We start from the raw sequence: 266 nt of genomic DNA on the forward strand, positions 1-266 counted from the left end.
TGGAGCTTTAAGTCCTATGATAAGACATCCGAAACCATCAATGGAGCAGACGCCCACTTTATCGGTACTTGGGAATTCACCCCAGCTCCAACAGTGACTCATAAAGCAGTTCACGAGTTTGTCAGTGGAACTCCAGGCAAAGAACTTCCACAAGAAGTGAAAACCCTACTTCCAGCAGACCAAACAGACTTGAAAGATGGCAGCCAAGCAACGCCAACGCAACCAAGTCAAACAGAGGTTAAGACAGCAGAAGGCACATGGAGCTT

General features: G+C 47.4%; 1 protein-coding gene. It reads left to right on the forward strand.

Features of this window, described 5'->3' with window-relative positions:
* Positions 1-266: SHIRT domain-containing protein (locus DB729_RS09390; RefSeq protein WP_131047424.1), on the forward strand; the 266-nt coding region annotated here is incomplete at both ends.

The sequence above is a fragment of the Streptococcus halitosis genome (assembly GCF_003143695.2).
Taxonomy (GTDB): Bacteria; Bacillota; Bacilli; order Lactobacillales; family Streptococcaceae; genus Streptococcus; species Streptococcus halitosis.